We start from the raw sequence: 16,932 nt of genomic DNA, 5'->3' as shown, positions 1-16,932 counted from the left end.
GACAGGCCTTCCGATGGATCTGGTCACGACGGCTACAGCGCACTCATCACGTGCTTGACGCGGGTGTAGTCCTCCAGGCCGTACAGCGAGAGGTCCTTGCCGTAGCCGGACCGCTTGAACCCGCCGTGCGGCATCTCGGCCACGAGCGGAATGTGCGTGTTGATCCACACGCATCCGAAGTCGAGCTTCGCCGAGAACTTCATGGCGCGCTGGTGGTCCTTGGTCCACACCGAGGAGGCGAGACCGTAGGGAACCCCGTTGGCGTGCTTGAGCGCTTCGTCGTCCTCGGTGAACCGCTGGACCGTGATGACCGGGCCGAAGACCTCGTTCTGGATGATCTCGTCGTCCTGGCGGAGACCGGAAACCACGGTGGCCTCGTAGAAATAGCCCTCGTCGCCGGATCGCCGTCCTCCACAGTGGACGGTCGCGTGCTCCGGCAGCCGGTCGATGAACCCGGAGACCTTTTCCAGCTGTGCGGCGTTGTTGAGCGGACCGAAGGCGACGTCCTCGCCCGTGCCGGTCTTGTTCGCCTCGGCCTGGCGGGTGAGCGCGTTGACGAAAGTGTCGTGCACGTCGTCATGGACCAGCACGCGAGTGGCGGCCGTGCAATCCTGGCCCGCGTTGAAATACCCGGCCGCGGCAATGGCTTCGGCGGCCGCTTCGAGATCGGCGTCCGGGAACACGATCACCGGTGCCTTGCCGCCGAGTTCGAGGTGCACGCGCTTGACGTCGTGCGCCGCCGAGCCGGCGACCTCGATGCCCGCTCGCACCGAACCGGTGATCGACACCATCGCCGGAATGTCGTGCTCCACCAACGCCCGTCCGGTGTCCCGGTCGCCGCAGATCACGTTGAACACGCCCGCGGGCAGGTGCTCGCCGCAGATCTCGGCGAGCAGCAGCGTGGAGGCGGGCGTGGTGTCGGACGGCTTGAGCACGATGGTGTTGCCCGCGGCGAGCGCGGGCGCGATCTTCCAGATCGCCATCATCAGCGGGTAGTTCCATGGCGTCACCTGCGCGCAGACGCCGACCGGTTCGCGGCGGATGAACGACGTGTGGCCTTCCATGTACTCGCCTGCCGAGCGGCCTTCGAGCACGCGCGCGGCACCGGCGAAGAAGCGCACCTGGTCGATGACCGCGGGCAGCTCCTCCTCCATGGTCAGCGCGAAGGGCTTGCCGGTGTCCTGCGCTTCGACGCGGATGATCTCCTCGCCGCGCGCCTCGAGCGCGTCAGCGATCTTCAGCAGTGCGAGCTGCCGCTGCGCCGGGGTGGTCTCGCGCCAGCTTTCGAACGCTTCCGCGGCGACCTTCAGCGCGCGGTCCACGTCCTCGGCGCCGGCCACCGGCGCGGTGCAGTACGCACGGCCGGTAACCGGGTCGACGATTTCCGCGACCTTTCCGGACAGCGAGTCGACGTAGGTCCCGCCGACGTAGTGCTTCAACTCCTGCACGCGTGCGCCTCCTGACTCTCCGTGGCAGGATGAAACATATAACTCCATATTTCAAATGACAAGGCCCTGGGGCAGGATTGGCACCAACGGATGCCGAGACGGGTGGACCAACGATGCGCAAGGAGATGTCGAACAGCGCACGACTGGCGATGTTCGCTCCGCTTGAACAGGTGGGGCGCGCGGAAGCGGTCGCGGCGCGGCTGTTCGACGCCATCACGCTCGGTCTCCTCGACGACGCCGAGCAGTTGCCGAGCGAGGCCGAACTCGCCGCGCAGTTCCGCGTCTCCACGGTCACCGTGCGCGAGGCGCTCGCGGTGCTGCGGCAGCAGGGTCTCGTCGAAACGCGGCGCGGACGCGGCGGCGGCAGCTTCGTGCGCACCCCGGACTGGCCCGCACAGAGCTCGTGGGCCGAACGCCTGCGATTGGTCTCAATGGCTGAACTTCGCGACTTCGGCGACCACTACCTCGCCGTCGCGGGCTCGGCCGCGAAACTCGCCGCGGAACGCAGCACTCCCGAAGATCTCGAACGGCTGCGCCTCACCGCGGAAGACCTCCTCGGCGCGAGCGGCCCCGACGCGACCCGCGCGGAACGGCACTTCCACCTCGAAGTCGCTGCCGCCGCACAGTCCCCGCGGCTCACCAACCAGGAAGTTCAGCTGCAGAGCGAACACGGCGTACTGCTGTGGGCGCCCCTCGGCGACAAGGAAACCTGCCGCGGGTCCTACGCTGAGCACCTGGCGATCGTCTCCGCGATCGCCTCGGCCGACGGCGACCGGGCGCGCGCCTTGACCGAAGACCACCTCCTCGGAGCGCTCGACCGGCTCGCGGATCTGCACCTGACCCTCGAAACGCCGTAAGCTCCGATGACCCGCATCACGAGGTGAGCATCGTGACCGACACCCACACGCTGACCGGCGAAGAGGTAGTGACCCAGGTTTCCGCCCTCGTCGAGGAGATTTTCGCGCGCCTGAAGCCGGTTCTCGCCGCTGCCGAGACCCTGCTCGCCGAATCCGGCGACCTGTCCGCCGAAGCGCTGCACACGATCCGGCCGCAGGTCATCGAGGCGCTCGGCGGCCTGGTGGTCGGCGCGGGCTTCGTGAGCGCGCCGAATGTCCTTGCCGATCAAGAACTCGGCTTCGAATGGTGGACCTCGTGCCGCACCGACGACGGTTCGCCGGAACAGCTGTTCATCAGCCTCGATCCGGAGAGTCCCAATTTCCTTGACTACACGCGGCAATCCTGGTTCACCGTCCCGCGCGACAGCGGGCGGCGGCATGTCAATGGGCCATACGTGGACTATCTCTGCACCGACGAGTACACGCTGACCTTCACCGTGCCCGTTACGCGCGGTGAGGAATTCGCCGGAGTCGTTGGTGCGGACGTGTATGTGCGCGAGTTCGAGCGCACGGTGAGCCGGCGGCTGCGCGCACTCGGCCGGACGGCCGCGCTGCTGAACGCGCAGGGACGGGTGATCGTGTCGAACAGCGTGCGGAAGGCGACTGGGTCGCTGGTGCGCGAGATCGACGTGCCTGCCTGGTGGGCATCCGGCGCGGAACCGTATACGGCGCCGGGCGGGATGACGTTGCGGCGCTGCGGGGATTCGCCGATCACGCTGCTGGTCACGACCTGACCTGGAGCGCGAACCACAATTCCGCGCGGACGCCCGGCGCGTCGAGGTCCCGGCCCAGCAGGTCGGCGGCTTTGGTGACGCGGTTGCGCAAGGTGTGCCGGTGCACGCCGAGCTTCGTCGCGGCGAGGTCCCAATGGCCGTGGTGTTCGAGCCAGCAGCGCAGCGACAGTTCCAGGTCGCCGCGGCCGGTCCGGTCGAATTCCCTTACCGGCGCGAGCAGCTGATCGGAAAACGCTTGCGCGGCTTGATGATCGACCAGGCCGAGGAGCCCGGCCCCGGCATGATCGGCGTAGCGCAGCATCGGCACGCGCTGGGTCCGTGCCGCTTCCGCTGCTTCTTCCGCTTGCCTTAACGCGGTCGGGAACTCTCCGGCGGACAGTCCACTGTGGAACTCTCCGGTCTCCGCGACGATCGCGCTTACCTCGTCGTTCTCCGCCAGGACGATCAACTTGTCCCCGCGATGCGCGGCGAACACCTGCCCGGCAAGGGTTTCCAGCCGTTCGTACAGGGTGTTTCGGGCGGCCTTGCTCCCTTTTACGGCCAGCACCGTCCACGGTTCCGGCGGAAGGTCGGGTACCACCTCGCGGGCCAGTTCGTCTTGTCCGGCGGCGAGCAGTTCCAGCACGCCGCTATGCAACTGCGACAGCGAAAGCCGCTGTGCGCGATCCTGTTCCAGGGCAAGGGAAAGCAGCGATACCGCGGTGTTGACGATATGCCGTCCGGTGCTGTCCAACGGTTCCGCAGTACCGACCGCCAGCGCACCCCGGGTGTGCAGAGTCTGGATGACGACCTCGTCGTCGCCATGCGAAACCACGCGCGTGCCCGCGCGAAGGCCGGTGACGTCCAGTCCGACGCTGCGCGCTTTGGCCGACGACGCCTCACGCACGCGTCCGGCGGAGTCGTAAAGCACGACCCAGCCGTCGATGAGCCTCGCGAGCCGCCGCACCACTCCCCCGGCACCGCTGCGCCCGACCGCGGTACGGGTCAACTCCTGCTGGGCGCGACCGATCCGCACCGTCGCGGCGTACTCGTCGGCCGCGACCGACCGGGAGACCGCACGGGTGATCGCGATGAACGGCGTCTTCCTCGGCACCTCCAGTACCGGCAACCCGACCTCGTCAGCGACCGCCACCAACGCGTCCGGCACCTTCGCGTGGCTCAGCCCGACGCCGAAACCGAGCCCGGCGACATCCGCGTCGACGAGCCGCCGGACGTAAGGCGCGTACGTCGCGCTGTAGAGCGTCAAACCGGTCGTGAGCAGCAGTTCGCCGCCTTCGAGGAAGCTCTGCGGGTCAGTCAGCTCGGTGGGGTGTACCCAGCCGATCGGGCGGTCCAGCCCGGCCTCGCCCGCGACCACGCGCAGGCCCAGCGCGGGTTCGGCGGCGAGGGCGCGCAGGGTGAGTGCCATAACGGCCAATTATAACTGCCAAGTTAGACAGAACGGCAGGCTGACGGTGGGCAGTGCAGAGGCCATTCTGAGGGCGACCAGTTCACAGCTCGTGCGTGCCTATCGCGGTTCTAACCGGGATCAGCACTCACGAACCGCGACGCAGGAGCGGCATGACCACCAGCACCGCCGCCGAGCCGCAGGCTCCGGCACCCCGGCAGCGCAGGCTGCAGACCGAGATCCCCGGCCCCGTCTCCCGGGCGCTGCAAGAGCGCCGCGCGAACGCGGTCGCCGCCGGGGTCGCGTCCACGCTGCCCGCCTACATCACCTCCGCCAGCGGCGGCCTGCTCACCGATGCCGACGGCAACGTGCTGATCGACTTCGGTTCCGGGATCGCGGTGACGAGCGTCGGGCACTCCGCGCCCGAGGTGGTCGACCGGGTACGCGAACAGGCATCGCTGTTCACCCACACCTGTTTCATGGTGACGCCGTACGAGGGTTACGTGGAGGTCTGCGAGGCGCTGGCCGAGCTGACGCCGGGCGACCACGCGAAGAAGTCGGTGCTGTTCAACTCCGGCGCGGAAGCGGTCGAGAACGCGGTGAAGATCGCCCGCACCGCCACCGGTCGCCAGGCCGTCGTGGTGTTCGACCACGCCTACCACGGCCGCACCAACCTGACCATGGGCATGACCGCGAAATCCGTGCCCTACAAGCACGGTTTCGGCCCGTTCGCGCCCGAAGTCTACCGCGTGCCGGGCTCGTACCCGTACCGCGACGGGCTGGCCGGCCCGGAGGCCGCGCGGCAGGCGATCGACCGGATCGAGAAGCAGATCGGCGGCGACCAGGTCGCGGCCGTCGTGCTCGAACCGATCCAGGGCGAGGGCGGGTTCATCGAGCCCGCACCCGGCTTCCTGCCCGCGATTTCCTCGTGGTGCCAGGCGAACGGCGTCGTGTTCGTCGCCGACGAGGTGCAGACCGGCTTCTGCCGCACCGGAAACTGGTTCGCCTCGGAGCACGAGGACGTCGTCCCCGACCTGGTGTGCACGGCCAAGGGCATCGCGGGCGGGCTGCCGCTCGCCGCGGTGACCGGGCGCGCGGAACTGCTCGACGCGGTCGGCCCGGGCGGGCTCGGCGGCACCTACGGCGGCAACCCGATCGCGTGCGCCGCGGCGCTGGGCGCGATCGAGACCATGCGCGAGGACGGCCTCACCGGTTCCGCGAAGCGCATCGAGGAACTGGTGCTGCCGCGGCTTCGGGCGCTGGCCACGGAAACCGGCGTGATCGGCGATATTCGCGGACGCGGGGCGATGCTGGCGGCCGAATTCGTCAAGCCGGGCACGAACGAGCCGGACGCCGACCTCACCAAGCGCATCGCCGCCGCCTGCCACGCGCAGGGTGTCGTGGTGCTGACCTGCGGCACGTACGGCAACGTCGTCCGCCTGCTTCCCCCGCTGTCCCTGTCCAACGAGTTGCTCGACGAAGGCCTCGCCGTTCTCGAGTACGCGATCGCCACGGAGGCCCGCAAGTGACTTTCCCGTTCTGGGTGGCCGGAAAGCCGGTAACCAGCAGCGAAACGACCGTCGTCCGGCATTCGTTCGACGGTTCCGAAGCCGGTTCGCACTACGTGCCCGGACCGTCCGAAGTGGAGGCCGCGGTCCAGGCCGCCGCCGACGTCGCCGACGAGTTCGCGACGCTGCCCGCGCACGTCCGCGCGGGCGCGCTCGACCACATCTCGCGGCGGCTTTCCGAACGGACGGAGGAGATCGCGCAGCTGATCACCGCCGAATCGGGCAAGCCGCTGAAGTGGTCGCGCGGCGAGGTCGGCCGTGCGGTGTCGACGTTCCGCTGGGCGTCCGAGGAGGCTCGCCGGTTCTCCGGCGAACTGCAGCGCCTCGACACCGACCCGGGCGGCACCGGACGGCTCGCGCTCGTCCGGCGCGTGCCGCGCGGTCCGGTGCTGGGCATCACGCCGTTCAACTTCCCGTTGAACCTGGTGGCGCACAAGGTCGCCCCGGCCATCGCGGTCGGCGCGCCGATCGTGCTCAAGCCCGCCCCGGCGACGCCGCTGAGCGCGCTGCTGCTCGGCGAGATCCTCGCCGAGACCGATCTTCCGGCGGGCAGCTGGTCGATCCTGCCGCTGGGCAACGAGGAAACCGCCGAGCTGGTCAAGGACCCGCGGCTGCCGGTCGTGTCGTTCACCGGCTCGGTGCCGGTCGGCTGGGCGATCCGCGACACCGTGCCGCGCAAGCACGTCGCGCTGGAACTCGGCGGCAACGGTGCGGTGCTGGTCTGTCCGGATTGGACCGATCTGGACTTCGCCGCGCAGCGGATCGCGACGTTCGCCATGTACCAGGCCGGACAGTCGTGCATTTCGGTACAGCGCGTGTACGCGCACACCGACGTCTACGACGAGCTGCAGAAGAAGGTCCTCGAGCAGGTTGCCGCGCTGCGCACCGGAAACCCGCGCGAGGACGGCGTCGACGTTGGCCCGCTGGTCAACGAGGCGGCTGCTTCGCGGGTCGAAACCTGGGTCACCGACGCGGTTGTCGCCGGCGCCAAGCTGCTGGCCGGCGGCGGCCGTTCGGGTGCGACGGTGGAGCCGACCGTGCTCTCCGAGGTTCCCGAGGACGTTTCAGTGATGGCGGACGAGGTGTTCGGCCCGGTGGTTTCGCTGGTCCGGGTGTCCTCTGTGGACGATGGCGTGGAGCGGATCAACGCGTCCCGCTTCGGTTTGCAGACCGGCGTGTTCACCCGCGACCTGCCGACCGCGTTCGACGTGTCGGCACGGCTCAAGGTCGGCGGCGTGCTGGTCGGCGACGTGCCGAGCTTCCGCGCCGACCAGATGCCCTACGGCGGCGTGAAGGACTCCGGCGTCGGACGGGAAGGCCCGGCCGCGGCGATGGCCGACTTCACCGAAGAGCGCGTCACTGTCCTTACTGGATTGACTCTCTGAGCGCCGCGTAGGCGTCCACGAGAGACGGTCCGTACCACGTGAGGTAGCGCCCGGAGATCAGCACCGGGCGCATCTCCGGGAAGAAGCCGGGGCCGTCGTCCTGGGTGAATTCGTACGGCTCGTCGGGCAGTACGACCAGGTCGGCCCCGGTCTTCTGGAGTTCTTCCAGCGAGGGCCGGGGATAACGCTCGGAGTGTCCTGAGTAGACGTTATCGATCCCGACCCGGCGCAGCACGTCACCAGCGAAGGTGTCGCGCCCCAACACGATCCACGGCTTGCGCCACACCGGAATCACCGCGCGATACCGCACCGGCGCTACTTCGCGCCACAGCTCGTCCGCGGTGTCAAGCCATTCTGGTTCGTCAATTCCGTACACCTGGGCGAAAATCCGCCGTAACGATCCCAGCGCGGCGGGCACCGACTCCGCAGCGGCCATGACGAACACCGGGATCCCGTTGGCACGAAGGGTTTCCACGTCCTCCGGCCGGTTCTCCTCGGAGTTCGCCAGCACGAGATCCGGTTCGAGCGCCAGCACCCGGTCGAGTTTCGGATACTTCGACCCGCCGACCCGTGCCACGTCCAGATCCGCCGGATGCGTGCAATAGTCCGTCGCCCCGACCAGCCGCCCCGGCGCGCTCGCCTCGACCGCCTCGGTCAGCGACGGCACCAGCGACACCACGCGCCGCGGCGGGCCCTCGATCGGCACCGGCTCGCCGAGATCATCGACCAGTTCCGCGTTCCTCATACCCGTTCGAACGACACCTTCCGCTGCTCGACGTCCACTTCGGTCAGCCGCACCGCGATCCGCTCGCCCTCCGGGAACTTCTCGCCGGAGCACTTCGCCATCACCGGCGGGTTCTCGACCAGGATCTCCGCCCGCGTCTCGTCCGCGCGCAGCACCACCGCGGTGAACTCATGACCGACATGCTCTGCGAGTACCCACGCTTCGACCTGATCTATGCACGCACGCTCGACCCGCGCGGCCAGACTGTCCGAAGCGGACATATGCGCCGGTACCTCGGACAACGCCTCGCGCACCCACTCCGGCACCTCGCGGCCTGCCGTCACCGCCAAGCACACCTCGGTGCCGAACCGGTCGACCAGCCGCCGAATCGGCGCCGTGACGTGCGCGTACGCCCCGCCGATCCCGGCGTGCGTAGTGACCGCGGGCAATTCCCCGGCGAAGGCCGTGTAACCCGCGCCCCGCAACAACCGCGTGGTGTCCGCGTACAACGCCATCGACGCGGGCTGTCCCGGGTCCAAAGTAGACAGGAACTCGGACACCGTCAGCTCGACCGGCCAAGCCAGCCCGACCGCCGTCGCCGAGCGGCGCAGCCATTCCACCGCGTCCGGCTCCGGGGACGGGAGTGTCCGCAGCACCCCGATCCCGGCGTCGATCATGATCCGCGCGGCCGCCATCCCGGTGAGCAAAGAGATTTCGGCGTTCCACGCGTCGACGACCGTCCGCGGGCGGCGCGCGAGAATCCAGCCGCCGTCGATGTCGCCGCTGATTTCCTGCTCCGGCAGCTGCAATTCGACCGCGCCGCGCTGCACCGCGAGACTCCGCCGCAACCGGCCGAGCTCCGGCAACGCCGCCACCGAGGGATGCGGCCGTCCCGCGTCGAGCGACGACTGGACGCCTTCGTAGTCGAACTGCTCGGTCGAGCGCACCAGCGCCCGCCGAACCCGGGTGGCGGCGATTTCCCCGGCCTCGTCGACGTCGATCGTCCACAGCACCGCCGGCCGGATCTCGCCCGGCAGCAGACTGGCCGCGCCCTCGGACAGCACCGGCGGATGCAGCGGGACGTTGCCGTCCGGGAGATACAGCGTCTGCCCGCGCCGCCGCGCCTCGTGGTCGAGCGCCCCGCCCGGCGGGACGAACGCCGCCAGGTCCGCGATCGCGTACTGCACCCGGAACCCGCTGCCGTTGCGCTCGATCACCATCGCCTGGTCGAGGTCCTTGGACCCGGGCGGATCGATCGTGACGAACGGCAGGTCGGTGGCGTCTTCACGGCCGCCCGCCGACGCGAGCGGATCGAGCACCGCCGTTTCGGCCTCCGCGAGTACCGCGGGCCCGAACGACTCCGGCAGCGCGAACTCCGCCCGGAGACGACCGAAGTCCCCTCCCGACGCTGGTGTCCTCAGCACGAGTGGCGGCACGGTCCAACACTATCCCGCCGAACCGCCGGTGATCGCCCGTTCGGGCGCGGGCCGGTCGGGTGTAGCCTGCCTGGCATTGATAATCGTCTTCATTTTCAGAAGGGGCCGGATCGGTGAAGATCGCGTTCGTCGGCAAGGGCGGCAGCGGGAAAACCACGCTCTCGTCGCTGTTCGTCTCTTATGTGGCCGCTGCGGGCAAACCGGTGCTGGCGATCGACGCCGACATCAACCAGCATCTGGCGGTGGCCCTCGGCGCGACCGAGGAACAGGCGCTGGCGTGGCCGACCCTCGGCGACAACATGCCGCTGATCAAGGAGTACCTGCGCGGGGACAACCCGCGGATCCCCTCGGCCGACGCGATGATCAAAACGACCCCGCCCGGCCGCGGCTCCCGGCTCGTGCGGCCGTTCGAGGACAACCCGATCTTCGACGCCTGCTTCCGCCCGCTCGGCGCCGTCCGGCTGGGCGTCACCGGCCAGTTCGACGAGGACGACCTCGGCGTGGCCTGCTACCACTCGAAGGTCGGCGCGGCCGAACTGCTGCTGAACCACCTGGTGGACGGCACGGACGAGTACGTCGTGATGGACATGACCGCCGGAGCCGACGCGTTCGCCTCGGGCCTGTTCACCCGCTTCGACGTGACGTTCCTGGTGTGCGAACCGACCCTGCGCAGCGTCGGTGTTTACCGTCAGTACGCGGATCACGCCCGGGACTTCGGGGTGCACCTGGTAGCGGTCGGCAACAAGGTCACCGACGGCGACGACGTCGACTTCCTGACCGAGCAACTGGGTTCGGCTCTGCTGGGCTGGATGACGACGTCGAGCCACGTCCGAGCCGCCGAACGCGGAACGACCCGGCCGATCGGCGAACTGGAACCGCGCAACCTGGCGACGCTGGCCGCGATGCAGGACCTGGTGGACACCACGCCGCGCGACTGGAACCGGTACCAGCGGCAGGGCGTGGAATTCCACCTGCGGAACGCGCGGGCCTGGGGCAACGGGCGCGCGGGGACGGATCTGGCGGAGCAGGTGGACCCGGACTTCGTACTGGACCCGGCGCTGGTAGCCGGATAACCGAAGGGTTCTCGCCGCCGACCGGACGCCCAGTCCGGTCGGCGGTTTCCTGCTGCCCGGCTTCCCAGCCTCGCCAGAACTGGTTTTCCCGCTCGTCAGTCGCCGTCCCAGGAGCGGTCGGCGGCGTCGGCTTGCCGGGTGCGTTCGCGGGCGATGTCGAGCGCCCGGCGGGCCGTGGCCTCGTCCGGGTAAGGGCCGAGGAGGTCGACTCCGCGGCTGCGCTCCAGGTGCTCGACTTCGTGGGTGCGGGTGTTGTAGTACCAGCCCTGGTCCGGATTCGGGTCGTCAGACATGGGTTCAGCCTGACACCTGCCCGCTCACTTGCGCCAGCGGAACGGAACCTCCGTGGGCTGCCCGGTGGGCCCGAAGTCGGCCGGACCGTCGTCCCTGTGGTCGGGGTGCTCGTCGAACCAGTCGCGGGCGTCCCCGACCGGAATGCCGCGCGGCGGGGTCGCCGCGTCGTCCGCCGGGGAGGAAGCGCCGTAATCCGGCACCGGCGGCACCGCTGATTCCTTGCCCGGGAAGACCGGCAGCTCCTCCCGATACGTCCGCGACGGCGGCGGCCCGGCCGGACCAGTCTCCTGCCCCGGGAAGACTGGCAACGGCCGCCCGTCCGGCCCAGTCTCAGCCGACCGGCGGCGGCCGCTGGGCTGCGGCAACTGGAACGGTGCGCCCGCCGCGGGAGGTGGCTGCGCTGGAGGATTCGCGGAGGATTGCGGTACGGCGGGGGCGGGCGGGGTCGCCGACTCCGCACTGGGCGCGGGAGGTGCCGTCGGCTGCACCGGAGGATTCGCGGGCGGGGGCTGCTGCGAAACAGCAGGGGCAGGCGGGTTCACCGACTCCGCGCCGGGCGCGGGAGGTGCCGTCGGCTGCTGCGCCGGAGCGGGCGGGGGCGGCTGCGGCGCGGCAGGAGGGGGCGGATTTGCCGACTCCACGTTAGGAGCGGCAGGAGCCGTCTGCTGCACCGGAGGACTCGCGGCCGGGGTCACCGACTCCGCGTCAGGACCGGCTGGCGGTGACTGGTGCTGCGCAGGAGGGAGCGGTTGTGATGCGGCAGGCGCAGGCGGATTCGCCGACTCCACGTTGAGTGCGGCGGGAGCCGTCGGCTGCACCGGACGATTCGTGGGCGGAACCGGTTGCGGCACACCAGGTGCAGGCGGGTTCATCGGCTCCGCGCCAGTCGCCGACGGAACCTGCGGTACCGGAGGTGCGGGCGGAACCGGTTGCGCCGCACCGGACGCGGGCGGAGGTGCGGGTTCCGCGGTGGGCACCGGCGGAGTGACCGGTTGTTGCACGGGCGGGGTTTGAGCCGCAGGCGCCGGCGGTGTCGCCGGTGCGGGCTGAGCAGGGGGCGAACCCGCGCCGTACTGCTGCGCCCCGGGCTGCGGAGCCTGACTCTGCTGGACCGCCGGGTTCTGCCCATGCCAACCGGACGGCGGGGCCGCCTCATGCCGACCGTGCGGCGGAACAGCCGGATTCCCCTGCTGCGGCAACGGTTCCGCCGGACGTGCGGGCTGACGCGGCTCATGCACGTACGGCTTCGGCTGCCATGCCTGCCTCGCCTGCAACTGCGGATCGACCGGCGTTGGGGCAGCAGGGGGCATCGAGGGCTGCGCGGCGGAGTCGGCCGGTATTGCCGCAGGCGGAGCGGCAGTTTCGGCCGGAGCTTCGACAACCGGACTGGGCTGAGGTGTCTCCTCGGCAGGAACCGAGGCTGTCTCCGGACCAGCGGCTTCCGAGGCCTGCTCAGCTGGCGAAACCGGCGCTTCCGGCGGCGAAGGAGCCTGGGCCGGGCCATTGACTTCCGAAGTACCCGGAGCCGCCGCGGCCTGGACAGGCTTCGGCTGCTTCCCCACCGCCCCCTCAGGAGCCGAAGACCGCCAAACCGGCGCGGGCCCGATATTCATCGGCACCGCCGCGGCCAGCGGCCCCACCGGCGGCGCCTCCCCCGAAGGCACCGGACCAGCCGCAGCCGGACGCGGGATCGGGTCGAGGCAGGACACCAGCACAGTCGTCCGGTCCGGGTCCTGGACCTTCCGGCCGCTCCGTTCCCGGTAGACCATCTCCCCTTCGGCGTCCATCTCCACCAGGTAGCCCGCCTCGGCCAACTGCTCCTCGTCCAGATCCACCAGGCGCTCGTAGCGGGACGGGACCACCCGGTACACCGGCCACGACAACCGGGCGTGCTCGGCATGGAACTGGGCCAGCAAAGCCGCCATCTGCTGTTGCCATGGAAGCGACATGCCCTCGGCCAGGGAACGCGGCAGGACGACGTACCCGCCGTCGACGCCGGGCATTCCCTGGTTCAGCAGGTCCGCCAACGGGGTGCTGGACGCGGGGTGCGCGGACTGGCGCGGCGGCTGCGGTGCGCCGAACAGCGCCGCCGGGTCCTGGGGCTCGCTCTGGCCGGTCTTGCCTCGCTTGCCGAATTTCCGTGCCACGTGTGCCATCCTCTGCCAGCGCGCGGCCACGTGCTCGTGGACAGGCCGCGACTTCGGGGTGAATCCGGACCCGCGGTACTGGGCACCCGCGGGTCAAGAGCCGGTGCCTCCCGCACCCATGCTAGACGCCGGGGCGCACCGCCTGCGGCACGACTTCGTGCTCGTCGAACGAGAACGGGCGCACGTGCACCGGCACGCCGGTCTGCTGGGCCTCGACGATCTTGCCGTCTCCCAGGTACATCGCGACGTGGTGGATGGTCGTCGGGTCGGCCGGGTCGGTGGCGAGGAAAATCAGGTCGCCGGGCTGTGCTTCGCGCACCGGCAGCATCGCGCCTGCCTTGTACTGGTCCTTCGACACCCGCGGCAGGATCACGCCCGCCGACTCGTAGGCGCGCAGCATCAGGCCGGAACAGTCATAGGAATCCGGGCCGGTCGCGCCCCAGATGTAGGGCTTGCCCTGCTCGCCGAGCGCGAACTTGATCGCCTGCGCCGCGGCCTGGCTCGGCGGCAGCGCGGCTCCCATGCCCTGCCCGCAGCCGACCACGTCGGCGATCTGGCCCAGGTTCTGCACCAGCGAGGCCGCCATGGCCTCCCACCGGTGGTAACGGTCCGGGAACCCGGACCGTTCGACCCGCTGCGCGGCGTCGCCGGGGCGCAGGTTCTCCCAGTCCGGGACGCCGAGCAGGACGTCGAAGAATTTGTTGATCGCGTAGTTCGGGTCGGTGACCTGGGCCGCGCTGCCCCAGTTCATCGACGGGCGCATCTGGAAGATGCCGAGCGAATCGCGGTCGCCGTAGTTCACGTTGTGCAGCCGAGATTCGGTCATCCCGGCCTGGATCGCGACCTGCCAGGCGCGCGGCGCGAGGCTGCGCTGCTTGCCGATCGAGATGATCAGCGCGACCGTGTTGCGCGACTCCTGGTCGAGTTCCGCGGCGTCCGCCCCGCCCTGTTCCGGCTGGCCGGGCTGGGTGGGGCCGATCGCGGCGTCGCACGAGGTCAGCGCGATCCCGCCGGCCGCCGCCTGCTGCTGGTCGGTCACCGCTTTCTGCACGACGTTGGTGGTGAGCACCGTGGCGAAAACGGCGGCGATCACCACCGAGACGAGAATGGCCAGCTTCACGGTCAGCTCGCCTGGTCATAGTCCGACACCCGCCATCCCGCGGCGGTTTTGACCACGGTGATGCTGAGTTTCGGACCGTCGGTGGGGACCACGACCTTGACCGAACTGGAGTAGGACTGCGCGACCGTCGGATCTCCGGTGACCTTGGTCGCCGGGATGTTCGCCGGGTCCACAGTGGACATGACGGGGAGGTACTCGTCAGTGGTGAACGCGCGCAACCCGTTGAGCCAGTCGGCGTTCGAGATGCCCGCCGGATGGCGCACCCACGCGGTCGCCCACTGTTTCGCGATGTTCAGCGCGTCCGTGCTCGGGGGCGCCGAGGTCGGGGTGACCAGCGGCTGCGACAGCCGGGTCGGCAGGGTTTCCGTGCTCGGCACCGGGGCCGCGACGCCGGTGTGCGGCCCGGCCGAGGAGTTCGGCGGAGCCGCTCCCGGATGCGCGGACGCCGGTTTGCCCAGGATCTTGGGCAGGCCGACCCCCAGCGCGGTGATCACCACGGCGAGGAACACCAGCGTGCCCACGAGGTGCCGGGGCGAACGGAGCGGGAAGCCCCACAGGCGGCGGTAGACCGCGGTCCGGCCGCGGTTGGTGCGGATCGGCATCGCCTCACCGCCCCATGACCTGGTCGGTGTCGCGGACCTCGATGCCGCGCGACGGGCGGTACAGCACGAACACCGGTTTCCCGGCCACGACCTCGGGATCCACCCGCCGCGGCTGGGCCCGGATGCCCTGCGTCGGCACGGTGAACCCCGGCTGGTCCGGGGCCGGAGCCGAATACCCGCGGTCCGGCGCGCTCATCCGCGACGGGACGACCACCGGTTCCGGTTCGTCGCTCCACCGCCGGTCGGCGACCGGGGACGTGTCGACCTGACGGCTTTCCTTGACCGGCCACCGCGCGCCTGCCATCACGTAGTCGCCGGGCGCACCGGCGACCGGGTGGTACTGGCCGAACGCCGGCGCACCGCCCCCGCCGCCCGCGGGCAGCGCACCCGCGGCGGACTGCGCGGGACCGACCGCGCCCGGCCACGGAGCACCGGACCAGGCCGCGGCGGGCCGAGCCGCCCGGGAGCCGTTGTCGAGCCGCTGCGAGCTGGCGAAAACCGCCGCCTCGGGCCGGTACCGGCCGCCGCCGACGGTCGCGCCGATCGGGCCGCGCTGGTCGCCGTCCACGACGTCGTCGGTGTCGCGGACGTTCTGCCAGAACTGGTCCTGCGGCGTCGGCTCGTTCTTCCGGCGGAACCGGGAGAACAGCCCGCCGCCCGGCGACGGCACCGCGCCGCCGACCATGCTGACCGACATCTCGACCATCTGCCACAGCCGCCGCACCGGGCGTCCGACGAGGAACAACAGCACGGTGATGAGCCCGGCGAGAACCATCTTGGTCAGCAGGTTGAGCCCGTCGCCCGCGGCGAAGATCGCCTGCAGCAGCAGCGCGTGCACGCCGGCCAGCACCGACAGCACGACCAGGTTGAACGCGATGCCGCCGGCGACCTTGAGCACGCGGCGCAGGATCTCCGGGTTCAGCAGCGCGACCAGCCCGATCAGCGGCGCGGTGAGCGCGAACAGGCGGATCAGCACCTGCGCGAGCAGCACGGACGCCTTGGCCAGCAGCTGGAAAAGCGAGTAGACGAGGCTCTGGCCCAGTGCGAGGAACCCGGCGCCGGTGCGGCCGCCTGCCTCGCCGGTGAAGTAGCCGGTGGCGGGGCCGAGTTTCGTGGAGATGTCCTTGAAGGCGGCCTTCTTGGCGTCGACGACGTTCTGCTTGCCGTCGTCGCCGTTGCGCAACTGTTGCCAGGTGAAGGCCTGTGCGTCGAGCAGCGGACGGCCGTACTGGGCTGCCTGCGGCGCGTCCGGCGACCCGAACTCCCCGCGCATCCAGTTCTTGTAGACCACTTCGTTGTGCAGGTCGGTCGGCAGGATGTGCCGCACCACCCGGTTCTCGGACTCGTCCACGAACCCGGCCTGGATGTTCGTGGTGGTCTGCACGATCGCTTTGTCGATCGGATCGAAATATCTCAGCATCGCGAGCGACGAGGCAGCGAGCCATACACCCGCCATCGCGTACAGCGCCCGTTTGCTGACCCCGGCCAGGTCGCCGCGCCAGATGTTGCGGAACAACATGATCGACATGATCAGCGCGACCAGGCCGAACAACTGCGTGTAGATGTTGTTGTAGACCTTCTCCGCGCCGGACTTCACCGCGTTGTAGATCGGGTTGAGCAGACCGCCCTCGAGCACCGTGTAGTGCAGCGAGTTGGTGGCGCCGACGATGTTCTTGCCGACGTTGAAAAGCTGGTTGCCCGCCCAGGTGTCGATCGTGGAGCTCGGCGAGGCAATGGCCGACAACGCCGTGCAGTTCGTCTGATAGGTGTTCCACACGAACCCGGCGTAGCTGTAATCGATGTACGGACTGCCCGCCTCGCCGTGGCCTTCGGCGGGGTCGAGCGCCCCGACCATGCCCGCTCCCGGCCGCTCCGGGTTCGGCGATTCACCACAAGCCGCCGCGTTCGCCGACGGGGCGAACAGCACCGTCTGCAGCCCGATCACCGCCACCACGGCCAGCAATGACGCCCGCCTGCTCGGACGGCGGCCGCCCGGCTTCGGGCCTTCCTTGACGCGTTTGCGCAGCGTGTGCCAGCCGGCGGCGAACGCGAGGACGAACGCCAGCGTGAAGACGGTGTTCACGCAGGCCTCCTCACGGCCGGCGCGGACCGGCCCGG

14 protein-coding genes are annotated in these 16,932 nt (G+C 70.0%); 5 read left to right on the top strand and 9 right to left on the bottom strand.

Going from position 1 to position 16,932, the window contains the following annotated elements:
• Positions 1–32: 32 nt before the first annotated feature.
• Complete coding sequence (locus L3Q65_RS42075) at positions 33–1,448, bottom strand: gamma-aminobutyraldehyde dehydrogenase (RefSeq protein WP_182896320.1); 1,416 nt, start codon at positions 1,446–1,448, stop codon at positions 33–35.
• 113 nt (positions 1,449–1,561) lie between these two features.
• On the opposite strand from L3Q65_RS42075, the gene L3Q65_RS42070 reads away from it, so the two are divergent.
• On the top strand, positions 1,562–2,305 hold the full coding sequence (locus tag L3Q65_RS42070) for a FadR/GntR family transcriptional regulator (RefSeq protein ID WP_182896321.1): 744 nt from the start codon (positions 1,562–1,564) through the stop codon (positions 2,303–2,305).
• A 32-nt stretch (positions 2,306–2,337) separates the two neighbouring features.
• Positions 2,338–3,078: a cache domain-containing protein gene (locus L3Q65_RS42065; RefSeq protein ID WP_182896322.1), complete on the top strand. Its 741-nt coding sequence runs from the start codon at positions 2,338–2,340 to the stop codon at positions 3,076–3,078.
• On the opposite strand, the gene L3Q65_RS42060 is transcribed toward L3Q65_RS42065, so the two are convergent.
• Entirely contained in the window at positions 3,068–4,486 is a 1,419-nt protein-coding gene (locus L3Q65_RS42060) for a PucR family transcriptional regulator (protein ID WP_182896323.1), read from the bottom strand. The two genes, L3Q65_RS42065 and L3Q65_RS42060, sit on opposite strands and share 11 nt — an antisense overlap.
• 152 nt (positions 4,487–4,638) lie before the next feature.
• Between L3Q65_RS42060 and gabT the strand changes: the two genes are divergently transcribed.
• Together gabT and L3Q65_RS42050 are read left to right on the top strand one after the other, a co-directional pair.
• Positions 4,639–5,994: a 4-aminobutyrate--2-oxoglutarate transaminase gene (gabT, locus tag L3Q65_RS42055; protein WP_182896324.1), complete on the top strand. Its 1,356-nt coding sequence runs from the start codon at positions 4,639–4,641 to the stop codon at positions 5,992–5,994.
• Complete coding sequence (locus L3Q65_RS42050; RefSeq protein ID WP_237598110.1) at positions 5,991–7,418, top strand: aldehyde dehydrogenase family protein; 1,428 nt, start codon at positions 5,991–5,993, stop codon at positions 7,416–7,418. The genes gabT and L3Q65_RS42050 overlap by 4 nt, the downstream gene beginning before the upstream one ends.
• On the opposite strand, the gene L3Q65_RS42045 is transcribed toward L3Q65_RS42050, so the two are convergent.
• Both L3Q65_RS42045 and L3Q65_RS42040 read right to left on the bottom strand, forming a co-directional pair.
• Positions 7,399–8,163, bottom strand: coding sequence for a helical backbone metal receptor (locus tag L3Q65_RS42045; protein WP_237598109.1), 765 nt, complete (start codon positions 8,161–8,163; stop codon positions 7,399–7,401). The two genes, L3Q65_RS42050 and L3Q65_RS42045, sit on opposite strands and share 20 nt — an antisense overlap.
• Positions 8,160–9,578 (bottom strand): RNB domain-containing ribonuclease, encoded by a 1,419-nt coding sequence (locus L3Q65_RS42040; RefSeq protein ID WP_370648152.1) that lies wholly within the window; start codon positions 9,576–9,578, stop codon positions 8,160–8,162. Before L3Q65_RS42040 ends, L3Q65_RS42045 begins: the two co-directional genes overlap by 4 nt.
• Positions 9,579–9,691: 113 nt before the next feature.
• Between L3Q65_RS42040 and L3Q65_RS42035 the strand changes: the two genes are divergently transcribed.
• Positions 9,692–10,651 carry an ATP-binding protein gene (locus L3Q65_RS42035; protein ID WP_182896327.1) on the top strand — a complete coding sequence of 320 codons (960 nt, stop codon included), beginning with the start codon at positions 9,692–9,694 and terminating at the stop codon, positions 10,649–10,651.
• 95 nt (positions 10,652–10,746) lie between these two features.
• Here L3Q65_RS42035 and L3Q65_RS42030 read toward each other — a convergent pair whose 3' ends face one another.
• The 5 genes from L3Q65_RS42030 to L3Q65_RS42010 all read right to left on the bottom strand — a co-directional run bounded on the left by L3Q65_RS42030 (position 10,747) and on the right by L3Q65_RS42010 (position 16,897).
• Positions 10,747–10,944 (bottom strand): hypothetical protein, encoded by a 198-nt coding sequence (locus tag L3Q65_RS42030; RefSeq protein WP_037815747.1) that lies wholly within the window; start codon positions 10,942–10,944, stop codon positions 10,747–10,749.
• A gap of 24 nt (positions 10,945–10,968) precedes the next feature.
• A complete protein-coding gene (locus L3Q65_RS42025) occupies positions 10,969–13,092 on the bottom strand; it encodes a hypothetical protein (RefSeq protein ID WP_237598108.1) in 2,124 nt (707 codons plus the stop codon).
• 121 nt (positions 13,093–13,213) lie between these two features.
• Positions 13,214–14,212 carry a C40 family peptidase gene (locus tag L3Q65_RS42020; RefSeq protein WP_182896329.1) on the bottom strand — a complete coding sequence of 333 codons (999 nt, stop codon included), beginning with the start codon at positions 14,210–14,212 and terminating at the stop codon, positions 13,214–13,216.
• A gap of 2 nt (positions 14,213–14,214) precedes the next feature.
• Complete coding sequence (locus tag L3Q65_RS42015) at positions 14,215–14,814, bottom strand: hypothetical protein (RefSeq protein WP_182896330.1); 600 nt, start codon at positions 14,812–14,814, stop codon at positions 14,215–14,217.
• Positions 14,815–14,818: 4 nt separating this feature from the next.
• Positions 14,819–16,897: a magnesium transporter gene (locus L3Q65_RS42010; protein WP_237598107.1), complete on the bottom strand. Its 2,079-nt coding sequence runs from the start codon at positions 16,895–16,897 to the stop codon at positions 14,819–14,821.
• Positions 16,898–16,932: the final 35 nt, after the last annotated feature.

The organism is Amycolatopsis sp. FU40 (genome assembly GCF_021903635.1).
GTDB classification, from domain to species: domain Bacteria; phylum Actinomycetota; class Actinomycetes; order Mycobacteriales; family Pseudonocardiaceae; genus Amycolatopsis; species Amycolatopsis dendrobii.
This window is presented reverse-complemented; position numbering and strand designations above follow the sequence as displayed.

Excerpts from the sequence above, each read along its gene's own strand:
- gabT (WP_182896324.1), top strand. The coding sequence starts at position 4,639 with ATGACCACCAGCACCGCCGCCGAGCCGCAGGCTCCGGCACCCCGGCAG.
- L3Q65_RS42060 (WP_182896323.1), bottom strand. The coding sequence starts at position 4,486 with ATGGCACTCACCCTGCGCGCCCTCGCCGCCGAACCCGCGCTGGGCCTG.
- L3Q65_RS42045 (WP_237598109.1), bottom strand. The coding sequence starts at position 8,163 with ATGAGGAACGCGGAACTGGTCGATGATCTCGGCGAGCCGGTGCCGATC.
- L3Q65_RS42030 (WP_037815747.1), bottom strand. The coding sequence starts at position 10,944 with ATGTCTGACGACCCGAATCCGGACCAGGGCTGGTACTACAACACCCGC.
- L3Q65_RS42015 (WP_182896330.1), bottom strand. The coding sequence starts at position 14,814 with ATGCCGATCCGCACCAACCGCGGCCGGACCGCGGTCTACCGCCGCCTG.
- L3Q65_RS42070 (WP_182896321.1), top strand. The coding sequence starts at position 1,562 with ATGCGCAAGGAGATGTCGAACAGCGCACGACTGGCGATGTTCGCTCCG.